Annotated in this window: 11 protein-coding genes; all 11 read left to right on the top strand. The window is 64.0% G+C overall.

What is annotated here, in order from left to right; translation table 11 throughout:
* Window positions 1–27: 27 nt before the first annotated feature.
* A complete protein-coding gene (locus V9L18_RS08105) occupies window positions 28–1,161 on the top strand; it encodes a mannose-1-phosphate guanylyltransferase (protein ID WP_337346677.1) in 1,134 nt (377 codons plus the stop codon).
* An 89-nt stretch (window positions 1,162–1,250) separates the two neighbouring features.
* Window positions 1,251–2,459, top strand: a complete 1,209-nt coding sequence (locus tag V9L18_RS08100) for an amidohydrolase (RefSeq protein ID WP_337346676.1) — start codon at window positions 1,251–1,253, stop codon at window positions 2,457–2,459.
* A 124-nt stretch (window positions 2,460–2,583) separates the two neighbouring features.
* Window positions 2,584–3,018 carry a MarR family winged helix-turn-helix transcriptional regulator gene (locus V9L18_RS08095; protein WP_337346675.1) on the top strand — a complete coding sequence of 145 codons (435 nt, stop codon included), beginning with the start codon at window positions 2,584–2,586 and terminating at the stop codon, window positions 3,016–3,018.
* A gap of 43 nt (window positions 3,019–3,061) precedes the next feature.
* Window positions 3,062–3,493, top strand: a complete 432-nt coding sequence (locus V9L18_RS08090) for an organic hydroperoxide resistance protein (protein ID WP_337346674.1) — start codon at window positions 3,062–3,064, stop codon at window positions 3,491–3,493.
* The gene (locus V9L18_RS08085) at window positions 3,490–4,512 is read left to right on the top strand and encodes an NADP-dependent oxidoreductase (RefSeq protein WP_337346673.1); all 1,023 of its coding nucleotides are present in this window, start codon (window positions 3,490–3,492) and stop codon (window positions 4,510–4,512) included. Before V9L18_RS08090 ends, V9L18_RS08085 begins: the two co-directional genes overlap by 4 nt.
* A gap of 288 nt (window positions 4,513–4,800) precedes the next feature.
* A complete protein-coding gene (locus tag V9L18_RS08080) occupies window positions 4,801–5,907 on the top strand; it encodes a BMP family lipoprotein (RefSeq protein WP_337346672.1) in 1,107 nt (368 codons plus the stop codon).
* A 178-nt stretch (window positions 5,908–6,085) separates the two neighbouring features.
* Window positions 6,086–7,711, top strand: a complete 1,626-nt coding sequence (locus tag V9L18_RS08075) for an ABC transporter ATP-binding protein (protein WP_337346671.1) — start codon at window positions 6,086–6,088, stop codon at window positions 7,709–7,711.
* The gene (locus V9L18_RS08070) at window positions 7,704–9,077 is read left to right on the top strand and encodes an ABC transporter permease (protein WP_337346670.1); all 1,374 of its coding nucleotides are present in this window, start codon (window positions 7,704–7,706) and stop codon (window positions 9,075–9,077) included. Before V9L18_RS08075 ends, V9L18_RS08070 begins: the two co-directional genes overlap by 8 nt.
* Window positions 9,074–10,399 (top strand): ABC transporter permease, encoded by a 1,326-nt coding sequence (locus V9L18_RS08065; RefSeq protein ID WP_337346669.1) that lies wholly within the window; start codon window positions 9,074–9,076, stop codon window positions 10,397–10,399. Before V9L18_RS08070 ends, V9L18_RS08065 begins: the two co-directional genes overlap by 4 nt.
* Before the next feature lie 5 nt (window positions 10,400–10,404).
* Window positions 10,405–10,824: a cytidine deaminase gene (locus V9L18_RS08060; RefSeq protein WP_337346668.1), complete on the top strand. Its 420-nt coding sequence runs from the start codon at window positions 10,405–10,407 to the stop codon at window positions 10,822–10,824.
* Window positions 10,821–12,134 (top strand): thymidine phosphorylase, encoded by a 1,314-nt coding sequence (locus V9L18_RS08055; protein WP_337346667.1) that lies wholly within the window; start codon window positions 10,821–10,823, stop codon window positions 12,132–12,134. Before V9L18_RS08060 ends, V9L18_RS08055 begins: the two co-directional genes overlap by 4 nt.
* The last annotated feature ends 1 nt before the right edge of the window (window position 12,135 follow it).

Below are 12,135 nucleotides of genomic sequence, written 5' to 3'. Positions count from 1 at the left end.
CGGGCGGGTCCGCTAAAGTAAGCGGTGATGAGTACAAACAAAGTGACAAGCCCGGCTTCACCCCTTAACCGCTTTATTGCGGTGATTCCGGCAGGCGGAGTGGGGACCCGTCTATGGCCCCTGTCACGCGCAGCAGCTCCCAAGTTCCTCCACGACCTCACGGGGTCTGGCAGCACTTTGCTTCGTGCCACGTACGACCGACTAGAGCCCTTGGCGGGCCGGCGGGTCCTCGTGGTCACGGGCACGGCACACCGTGCGGCCGTCTGCCGCCAGTTGCCCGAGGTCCAGGACGCCGACCTCGTGCTCGAAAGCGAGCCGAAGGATTCCGGCGCAGCCATCGGCCTCGCCGCTGCCATCCTGCACGAACGGGACCCGGATACCATCATGGGTTCCTTTGCCGCAGACCAGGTGATCAGCCCGGACCACCTTTTCCAGGAAGCCGTCCGGGAGGCCATCCATACGGCAGCCGCGGGAAAGATCGTGACGATCGGCATTAAGCCGACCCACCCGTCCACCGGTTTCGGCTACATCCGGGCCGGGCAGGAACTCCACATCGAAGGAGCCCCCAGTGCCCAGGCGGTGGTGGAGTTCGTGGAGAAGCCGGACGAGGACGTTGCCCAGCAGTATGTGGACAGCGGCGAGTACGTCTGGAATGCGGGTATGTTCGTGGCTCCCGTTGCCCTGATGCTTAAGCACCTTGAAGCCAACCAACCGGAACTCTTCAAGGGCCTGCAGGAGATTGCCCAGGCGTGGGACACTCCCGAACGGGATGCAGTCACGGCACGGGTCTGGCCCACACTGCCCAAGATCGCCATTGACTACGCGGTGGCCGAACCTGCTGCCGCTGCAGGCGACGTCGCAGTGGTCCCCGGCACTTTCGGCTGGGACGACGTCGGAGACTTCGCATCGGTGGGCCGGCTCAACAGCGCCCGTGAGGTGGATGACGTCACGGTTATTGGCGAGGGAGCCCGCGTCTTCACCGAGAACGCCAGCGGCGTGGTGGTCTCTGACACGAAGCGCGTCATTGCCCTTATCGGCATCAAGGACGTTGTCATCGTTGACACCGGGGACGCCCTTCTGGTGACCACCAAGCAGCACGCCCAGCGGGTCAAGGGTGCTGTTGATGCGCTGAAGGCAAGCGGCGACACCGACGTCCTGTAGTTCAATGGTCCGAGTCGCTCCGGGACGAGTAATCCGTAACGCGCCGCCTGTGATGCCGCTATTCCGTGGACGCTCGCTAGAGTAAATCTGTGCGCAATTACACTACTGAAGCTGAGCCCACCGCGTTGGTGGGGCCATGGCTGGAGCCGCTCCTTCCGGAACTGATCGATTTCCGCCGGGACCTTCACGCGCACCCTGAGCTGTCGTTCAAGGAATTCCGAACCACTGACAGGCTCGTGGAACGGCTTGAGGCTGCCGGCCTGCAACCCAAGCGGCTTGACGGAACCGGGCTGACGGTGGACGTCGGTGAGGGCCCCATTGCCACTGCCCTGCGCGGTGATATCGATGCCCTCCCCATCATCGAAGAGACAGGCCTGCCGTTCGCGTCCAAGAACCACGGCGTGACCCATGCCTGCGGCCATGATGTCCACACCACCACCATGCTGGGCATCGCCTTGGTGCTTGACCGGATGCACCAGGAAGCGCCGCTGGGTGGCACTGTCCGTATTATCTTCCAGCCCGCAGAAGAGACCATGCCCGGCGGTGCGCATTCGTGCATCGAGCAAGGCGTCCTGGACGGCGTCCCGCGGATCCTTGCGCTGCACTGTGACCCGCGTATCGACGTCGGCAAGATCGGAACGCGCATCGGCGCCATCACCTCGGCGTCGGACACCATTCGGATTGAGCTGTCAGGCCGGGGTGGCCACACCTCCCGCCCGCACCTGACCGAAGACCTCGTGTTTGCCCTGTCGCAGATAGCCGTGAACGTTCCGGCCGTGTTGTCCCGCCGCGTGGATGTCCGCAGCGGGGTGTCCGTGGTCTGGGGGCAGATCTCCGCCGGGTCCGCTCCCAACGCCATTCCGGGCAGCGGATACATGGCCGGCACCATGCGCTGCCTGGACCGGGACGCTTGGCACAGCGCCGGGGAACTCCTGGATGAGGTGGTCCACCAAGTGGCCGCGCCGTATGGCGTGGACGTGCGGCTGGAGCACACCAGGGGAGTCCCGCCAGTAGTTAACTCCGAGCACGAAACCGCCCTCATCGAAGCTGCTGCTCGCGCTGAAATCGGCGAAGGCGCGGTAGTGCTGACCCCGCAGTCCATGGGCGGGGAGGACTTCGCCTGGTTCCTGGCAGAACTGCCCGGCGCCATGATGCGGCTTGGCACTAAGACTCCCGGCGGCGAAGAGTACGATCTCCACCGCGGCGATTACATCCTGGACGAGCGGGCCCTCGGCTTCGGCATCCAGGTCCTGACCGCCGCCGCCCTGAGGACCATCCGCGACCTCCGGGCCGTCTGACTCCCTGGCGCGAACTGGCAGCTAACGCCCTTAATTCCACAATTTGGGCGCATTACCTGCGAGTTCGCGCCTTTTCCAATCCGGTAAGTTGTGCACAATTGAATTGTGCACTATCGTTTAGGTCATGACTGAAGCTCCCCGCCTCGACCGCCAGGTGTGCTTTGCCCTCTACGCCGCCTCCCGTGCGGCAACCGCCGTGTACCGGCCCATCCTTGAAGACCTCGGCCTGACCTACCCGCAGTATCTGGTGATGCTGGTCCTGTGGGAATCCGATGCGAAGGGAGTCAAGGAATTGGGGGAGGAGCTGGGGCTCGACTCGGGCACACTGTCGCCGCTGCTCAAGCGCCTGGAAGCGCTGGGCTTCGTGGAGCGGCGCCGATCCGGCGAAGACGAACGCCGTGTAGCCATCCACCTGACCACAGCCGGGCGGGCGCTCAGCAGCAAGGCCAGCGGGATTCCCCAGCATCTTGCCGATGCTGCCGGACTTTCGGACCAAGAACTCGAACAGCTCCGCGCCACTCTCGGCAGGCTCACGGAAGCACTCCACCGCTCGCACTGACCACCACTTTTTCCGCCATCCATATCCAACAGGACGGACACACATGAAGACTCTCTACACGGCCGAGGCCCTGGCTTCCGGCGAAGGCCGGGACGGAAACGCACGCACCAAGGACGGGAAGCTGGATGTCAGCCTGGCGAGCCCCGTGGAACTGGGCGGAGACGGCTTGGGCACCAATCCGGAGCAGCTTTTCGCCGCCGGCTACGCTGCGTGCTTCCATTCGGCACTCCGCCTCGTAGGGCGCAAGGAGCGTGCTGATCTCACCGATTCGGCGGTGGCTGCCAAGATCCACTTCGGGGCACTGGAGGACGGCGTTGGTTATGGCCTCGCCGCGGAACTGGAAATTGCTGTCCCTGCCGTTGACCTCGCCACGGCCGAAAGCCTGGTAGCCAAAGCGCACCAGATCTGCCCCTACTCCAACGCCACCCGCGGAAACATGACGGTGGACATCAAAATCCTGGAGTTCGCAGCATGAGCACAACAACTGCACTACCCACATCCACCCGTGAAATCCACCTGGCATCGCGCCCCGCCGGACGCCCCGTTCCGGAGAACTTCCGCTTGGCCGAGGCGCCGCTGCCGGCGCTCAAGGAGGGCCAAATCCTGGTCCGGAACCTCTACATTTCGGTGGATCCCTACATGCGCGGACGCATGAATGACGTCAAGTCCTACTCCGCGCCTTTCGCACTGGATGCGGCGCTCGACGGCGGTGCCGTTGGTGAGGTCATCGCGTCCAGGGCCGAGGGACGGAAGGTGGGTGACGCCGTCGTCCATCAGCTGGGCTGGCGCGAGTACGCTGTCCTGGACGCAGACAAAACATCTGTTGCCCGCACCGACCTCGCGCCGGCGTCGGCGTTCCTCGGGGCCCTGGGCATGACCGGCCTGACGGCGTATGCCGGACTCCTTAAGGTGGCGGACTTCAAAGCCGGGGATGCCGTGTTCGTTTCCGGTGCCGCTGGTGCTGTGGGGTCGCTCGTGGGTCAGATTGCCAAGGCGATGGGCGCTTCCCGGGTCATCGGCAGTGCGGGAACCCCCGAAAAGGTTGCACGGCTCCTGGAGCTGGGCTTCGATGCTGCGTTCAACTACCACGACGGGCCCGTGCGGGAGCAGCTCGAAATGGCCGCCGGAACTGCAGGCATCGACGTGTATTTCGATAACGTGGGCGGTGAGCACCTGGAGGCAGCGCTGGCGGTCCTGAATGTCGGCGGCCGCGTGGCCATGTGCGGCGCCATCGCCCAGTACAACTCCACCGAGCCCACACCGGCTCCGCGCAACCTCATGCTCGCCATCGGCAAGCAGCTCACCTTGCGCGGGTTCCTGGTGGGCGGACAGCGCCAGCACGGACCGGAGTTCTTCGAGAAGATGTCGGCCTGGCTGGCGGACGGTTCGGTCCGCTACGACGAGACGGTGGTGGACGGACTGGAGAACGCTCCGCGGGCCTTCATGGACCTCCTGGACGGCGCGAACACCGGGAAGATGCTGGTTCGCCTCTAGCGCCGTCCTCCAGGACAGACGAACACTTGTGGCCCCGTTTCGACGGGGCCACAAGTGTTTCATCCGCCCCATATATGCGTGGTACCTACTGCTTGGTAACAAAATCTCAACAATCTTCGGGATCGGCCCGGGATGTGTTACCGGTAGTGGCGCAGGCCACTAAAGTAGCTTTCATCAGAGCGCTTCGGCGCAGTGCTGCGGACCGTCAGTGAAAACAGAATTTCAGGGTTGAAACAGACACTCATTGAATTCCCGTCGTAGCGCATCTCTCTTCATCCTGGAGGAATCTTGAAGACATCACTGCGTGCACACCTCAAACGCGGTTCAGTCGCAGGCGTGGCCACTGTGGGTGCTACCGCACTCCTCTTGACCGGCTGCGGTGCGCCTCCCGAAGCCGGCAGCCCCACCGCGACGGCCAGTGACTACACCGGCTGCATCGTCTCGGACTCCGGCGGATTCGATGACCAGTCGTTCAACCAGTCCTCGTACGAGGGCTTGAAGAAGGCACAAGCCGATCTGGGCATCAAGATCAACCAGGTCGAGTCCAAGACCAATAACGACTTCGAGCCGAACCTGCGGGCGATGGTTGCAGCCAACTGCGACCTCACCTTGACGGTCGGATTCCTGCTCGGCGATGCCACCAAGGCCCAGGCCGCGGCCAACCCGAACAGCCACTTCGCCATCATCGACTTCGGCTACGACCCGCCCATCAGCAACGTCAAGCCGATCATCTACGACACCGCCCAGGCAGCGTTCCTGTCCGGTTACTTGGCCGCAGGAACCACCAAGACCGGAAGCGTAGCCACTTTCGGGGGCCGGAAGATCCCCACCGTGACCATCTTTATGGACGGCTTTGCCGATGGCGTGAAGTACTACAACGAAAAGAAGGGCGCGGACGTCAAGGTCCTTGGCTGGGACAAAGCCACCCAGGACGGCAGCTTCACCGGCGACTTCGAAAAGCAGGACAAGGGCAAGCAGCTCACCCAGAACTTCCTGGACCAGGGAGCTGACATCGTTATGCCTGTCGCCGGTCCGGTGGGCAAGGGTGCGGGCGCGGCTCTCATGGAGGCGAAGGCTGCGGGCAAGGACGTCAAGCTTATCTGGGTTGACTCCGACGGCTTCCTGACCGCACCGGAATACAAGGACATCATGCTTTCCTCGGTCATGAAGCTGATGGGCGACGCCGTTGAAACCGTGGTTAAGGACGACAAGGACGGTAAGTTCACCAACACCCCCTATGTTGGCACCTTGGCGAACGACGGCGTCCAGCTGGCACCTTTCCACAACTTCGACGCCGAGGTCCCGGCTGAGCTGAAGTCCGAGCTGGACCAGCTCAAGAAGGACATCATCGACGGCAAGCTGAAGGTCGAGTCGGCGGCAAGCCCCAAGGCTTAGCCACCTTCACTGAGCGCCACCCCCGGATGGTCATCGACTGGCCGGGCGGTGGCGCTTTTTGTTGGAGTTCGCTGGTCCGCGAGACCGCCCACGCAGGACTGCACGCACTAGGCTGGTGCTGCAGCCACATATCCCGTCCGGTGGGGATTCACCGGACGCTTCGAGATTGGTCAGAGTTTTGAAACTTGAACTCAGAGGGATCACCAAACGTTTCGGCTCCCTGCTCGCCAACGATCACATCGACGTGGTGGTTGAACCCGGACAGATCCATTGTCTGCTGGGCGAGAACGGGGCCGGCAAGTCCACCCTGATGAATGTGCTGTACGGGCTCTACGAGCCCACCGAGGGCGAAATCCTCATTGACGACAAACCAGTTTCCTTCCGCGGCCCCGGCGACGCCATGGCTGCCGGCATCGGCATGGTGCACCAGCACTTTATGCTCGTTCCTGTCTTCACGGTTGCCGAGAATGTAGCCCTTGGCGCGGAATCCACCAAGGCGGGCGGCTTCCTTAACCTGGACGACACCCGGCGCAAGATCAGGGAGATCTCGGACCGCTACGGATTCGACGTCGACCCCGATGCCCTGGTGGAGGACCTCCCGGTGGGCGTGCAGCAGCGCGTGGAAATCATCAAGGCGCTCGTCCGCGACGCCAGGGTCCTCATCCTCGACGAACCGACGGCGGTGCTGACGCCACAGGACACCGATGAGCTGCTGGACATCATGCGCCAGCTCAAAAGCAGCGGAACCTCGATTGTCTTCATCTCGCACAAACTCCGTGAGGTCAAGGCGGTGTCCGACACCATCACCGTGATCCGGCGCGGCAAAGTTGTGGGCAGCGCTGACCCTGCGGCCCCCACGGCGGAATTGGCATCGATGATGGTCGGCCGGGCTGTCAGCCTCACCCTGGACAAGGCTCCCGCCAAGCCCCAGGAGAAGACCTTCCAGGTCAAGGACCTCACCGTCATTGCCCCGAGTGGCCAACACGTAGTAGACGGCATCAGCTTCGACATCGCCCGTGGCGAGATCCTGGCGCTGGCAGGGGTCCAGGGAAACGGGCAGACGGAACTGACCGAGGCCATCCTTGGCCTGCAAGATCGGGTTCACGGCTCGATCATGCTCGACGGTGAAGAACTCCTGGGCCGCAGCGTCAAAGATGTCCTCAACTCCGGCGTCGGTTTTGTTCCGGAGGACCGCTCGGTGGACGGCCTGATCGGAACGTTCTCCATCGCAGAGAACCTCGTCCTGGACCGTTACGACCAGCCCCCGTTCGCCAAGGGGATCAGCATGAGCCCGGCGAAAGTCCTGGAGAATGCGAAGACGCGGATTGGCGAGTTCGATGTCCGCACCGAGTCAGGGTCCCTGGCTGCAGGGACCCTGTCCGGAGGCAACCAGCAAAAAGTAGTCATGGCCAGGGAACTCTCCCGGCCTTTGCGATTGTTTATCGCCTCCCAACCCACACGCGGTGTTGATGTTGGTTCGATCGAGTTCCTGCACAAACGGATCGTTGCCGAACGCGACCACGGAACGCCTGTGCTGATCGTGTCCACGGAGCTGGACGAGGTCATGGAACTCGCCGACCGGATTGCGGTCGTTTATAAGGGCAAGCTCGTGGGCATAGTCCCTTCGGGCACAGGCAGGGACGTCCTCGGCCTCATGATGGCCGGGATATCGCCGGAGGACGCTACACCAACGGACACTGCGCTCGCAGGGAAGCTGCCCGCAGAAAACGGGCGCCGGGAAACAGGCACCACTGAGACCCCACCAACCTCCACCGCCAGCGCCGAAGGAGGCGACCATGTCTGAGAAGCACCCCCGCAAACACGCGGCTGACCGGCCTGCTGAGAAACCCCTTGAGGAAAGTCCCGCTGCCGAGGAAACTGCCGCGGTTGTCGCCCTGGATACTGCCGGGGGAGCCATGGAACCTTCGGCGGTTCCGGCCACGGCGCAGAGCGGCAAGCTGCCTGGCGGTCCCGAGACACTGGCCCGGCGGATCTTCACCGGCAGCGGCATGGTTTCCCTGCTGGCTGTGCTGCTTGCCCTCGTCATCGGCGGCCTGCTGATAGCAAGCACCGATGAGCGGGTGGGCGCGACCTCCACGTACCTGTTTGCCCGCCCCACGGATTTCCTCTCCGCTGTCTGGACCGCGGCCACTGGCTCCTATGTCGCCCTGTTCCAGGGGGCGATCTTCAACCCCATGGCTTCCAGCGTGGCTGTCCAGTTTGCCCCGCTGATGGAGACCCTCACCATTGCGACGCCCTTGATCACCGCTGGCCTGGGTGTAGCCCTGGCATTCCGCGCGGGCCTCTTTAACATCGGTGCCCAAGGCCAGATCGTCATGGCAGGCATCCTTGCCGCGTGGGTTGGCTTCGCGCTGCACCTCCCGGTGGGACTGCACCTGCTGCTGGTCCTCGTAGCCGGCATCGTGGGCGGCTCACTGTGGGGCGGGCTGGTGGGGCTCCTCAAGGCCCGGACAGGCGCCCACGAGGTCATCGTGACCATCATGTTCAACTATGTGGCGCTGTACTTCCTGGGATATCTGCTGAACACGCCGGCCTTCCAGCGACCGGGCGAATCCAACCCCATCTCGCCCATCTTGGACGCCACCGCGGTATACCCCCAAATCCTCGGCTCACAGTACCGGCTGCACCTGGGCTTCATCCTGGCCATCGCCGCAACCATCCTGGTCTGGTGGCTCCTCAACCGTTCCACGGTCGGCTTTGAATTCCGGGCCGTGGGGGCAAACCCCAAGGCGGCCCAGACAGCCGGCATCAACGTGTCGCGCTCCACCATCCTGGTGATGGCAATCGCGGGAGCCCTGGCCGGCATGTCAGGGGTCGCCCAGGTGGCAGGCACGGAAAAGGTCCTGACCGACGGGGTGGCTGCCACTTACGGCTTCGACGCGATCACCGTTGCGCTGCTGGGACGTTCGACGCCGTGGGGCACCTTCGCGGCGGGCTTGCTGTTCGGCGCCTTCCGCGCCGGCGCCGTGCAGATGCAGATCCAGACCGGAACCCCCATCGACATCGTCCTGGTGGTCCAGTCCCTGATCGTCCTCTTCATCGCGGCCCCGCCGCTGGTGCGGGCCGTCTTCGGGCTGAATCCACGGCGCAGGAAGCCGGCTAAAGCCGGCAGGTCCCAGCAGGCGGCAACCACCGGAGGCGCAGCATGAGCACAACAGCAACCTCGCCCCTGCCAGGAAAACGCGAGCCTGGAACCCCGCAGGCCGCCAACCGGTCCCAGAGAGTCTCGGCCAAGCCAGTGACATGGAAGACCCCCGTGATGCTGGCGCTCCTGGCACTCGTCGCCTTTGTCTTCTTTGGCCTCATGGGACCCAACCAGACTGCCGAGTTTGGCATTTCCACCGGCAGTGACTTCTTCCAGCTACCGGCCCTCGAAGTGCCCGCGTTCCTTGGCGGCTTGGTGCTTTCGGTGATCCTGCTGGGGCTCGCGGCGTATGCGGTCTTCCTCAAAACGAAGGACCAGGCAGCACCGGCCTGGCTGCCCATCACCTTCACCGTACTCTTCGTGGCAGCCTTCCTGATCTGGGTGGTGGGCGGAGCCCGTACGCCCAGCATTTCGCTTGCGGGCCTGATCGCCGGATCCGTCACCCTTGCAGTACCGCTGGTGTTCGGATCCTTGTCGGGGGTCCTGTGCGAACGCGTCGGCGTGGTCAACATAGCCATCGAAGGGCAACTCCTCGGCGGTGCGTTCACGGCCGCCATGGTGGCGACGATGACCAGGAACCCCTTCCTGGGCCTACTGGCCGCAGCAGTGGCGGGTGCCGTCGTCTCCATGGTCCTGGCGCTCTTCAGCATCAAGTACCTGGTCAACCAGATCATTGTGGGTGTTGTCCTCAACGTCCTGGTGTCCGGCCTCACCGGTTTCCTGTTCAGTACCGTCATGCAGGCCAACAAGGCCCAGTTCAATTCGCCCGTGGGCCTGGACAACATCGAAATTCCGGTGCTGTCCGGTATCCCGATCATTGGGCCCATCCTGTTCAAGCAGACGCTGGTGGGCTACCTGATGTACGTCGCGGTCATCGTCGTCTGGCTTGGCCTCTTCAAGACCAAATGGGGGCTAAGGGTCCGTGCCGTGGGCGAACACCCGCAGGCGGCGGACACCCTGGGCATCAAGGTCAACGCCACGCGTTTCTGGAACGTCACCATCGGCGGCGCCATCGCAGGCATCGGCGGATCGTTCTTCACCCTGGTGGCGATCGACAGCTTCACTAAGGAGATCTCCGGCGGTCGCGGATTCATCGCCCTGGCCGCGTTGATCTTTGGCCGGTGGAACCCCATTGGAGCTTTCTTTGCCGCCCTGCTGTTCGGCTTCGCGGACAACCTCCAGAGCATCGTGACTATTATCGGGACCCCCGTGCCCAGCCAGTTCATGGCCATGCTGCCCTACCTGGTGACCGTCTTCGCCGTCGCCGGACTGGTGGGACGTTCCAGGCCGCCGGCGGCCAGCGGCATCCCGTACGTCAAGGGTTGACGGCCATGGAGACCCCTGCGAAGGGCACGAACCCCGTTGACTGGCCGGCGCTTGAAGCGGCCGCAGTAGCCGCCATGCACAACGCCTACGCGCCGTACTCGAAGTTCCATGTCGGGGCCGCGGCCCTTACCGACGACGGACGCATCGTCAGCGGCTGCAACGTGGAGAATGCCAGCTACGGACTGTCACTCTGCGCCGAATGCGCGCTGGTCGGCAACCTGCACATGACGGGAGGCGGTTTGCTTCGCGCCTTCTATTGCGTGGATGCCTCCGGCCACGTGCTGATGCCGTGTGGCCGCTGCCGCCAGTTGCTCTATGAGTTCCGCGCTCCCGGCATGGAGCTGATGACCACCCAAGGCATCAAGACGATGGACCAGGTGCTGCCCGATGCATTTGGCCCCCAAAACCTGGAGGATTGGACGTGACCCAAAGAACTGACGCGTTCGACGCCGTCGACATCATCCGCACCAAACGGGATAAAGGCGTACTGAGTCCCGAGCAGATCGACTGGACGATCGACGCCTACACCCGCGGTGCAATAGCCGACGAACAGATGGCGGCACTGAACATGGCCATCCTGCTGAACGGCATGAACCGGGCGGAGATATCCCGCTGGACCGCTGCCATGATTGCCTCGGGGGAGCGGATGGACTTCTCCGGCCTGCGGCGGCCCGACGGCGGTGTGAAGGCTACGTCCGACAAGCACTCCACCGGCGGCGTGGGCGACAAGATCACCCTCCCGCTGGCGCCGCTCGTAGCCGTTTTTGGCGTGGCGGTACCACAGCTGTCCGGCCGCGGCCTGGGCCACACTGGCGGCACGCTGGACAAACTGGAGTCGATTCCCGGCTGGCGGGCAGACCTGAGTAACGACGAGATGATGTCCCAGCTCCAGGACGTAGGCGCCGTGATTTGCGCCGCAGGTGCCGGGCTGGCGCCTGCGGACAAGAAGCTCTACGCCCTCCGGGACGTCACGGGCACCGTCGAAGCCATCCCGCTGATCGCCTCCTCGATCATGAGCAAGAAGATTGCCGAAGGCACGGGCTCGCTGGTCCTCGACGTCAAGGTGGGAAGCGGCGCGTTTATGAAGGACGAGGCCCAAGCCCGGGAACTGGCAGAGACCATGGTGGCCCTCGGGAAGGATGCCGGCGTCAATACCGTGGCGCTGCTCACCAACATGGGCACGCCCCTGGGCCTCACCGCCGGCAACGCCATCGAGGTGGAGGAATCCGTGGAGGTGCTGGCCGGCGGCGGGCCGGAAGACGTCGTCGAACTCACAGTCCGGCTGGCGGAGGAGATGCTGGCTTGCGCCGGCGTCCACGACGCCGACCCCCGGGCCGCGCTGAAGGATGGCCGGGCCATGGACGTCTGGGACCGCATGGTCCAGGCCCAAGGAGGGGATCCCCGGGCCAAGCTGCCGGTGGCCAAGGAATCGGAAGTCATCTACGCACCCGCGGACGGCGTGCTCGTTGAACTCGACGCACTGTCGGTGGGTGTTGCGGCCTGGCGCCTTGGCGCCGGACGTGCCCGCAAGGAGGACCTCGTCCAGGCCGGTGCCGGCGTCCGGATGCATGCCAAGCCGGGAGCCGTGGTGCGCGCAGGCGAACCGCTGATGACGCTGCTCACGGACACTCCGGAGAAGTTCGCGCGCGCCAAGGAAGCACTGGAGCACGCGGTGGTGATCGCTCCGGAGGGTTCCCGTCCGGCCCAACAGCTCATCATCGACCGAATAGCATAGG

The sequence above is a fragment of the Pseudarthrobacter sp. CCNWLW217 genome, from assembly GCF_037203985.1.
Lineage (GTDB): Bacteria > Actinomycetota > Actinomycetes > Actinomycetales > Micrococcaceae > Arthrobacter.
The sequence above is the reverse complement of the archived record's forward strand: the minus strand, read 5'-3'. Positions and strand labels throughout refer to the sequence as shown.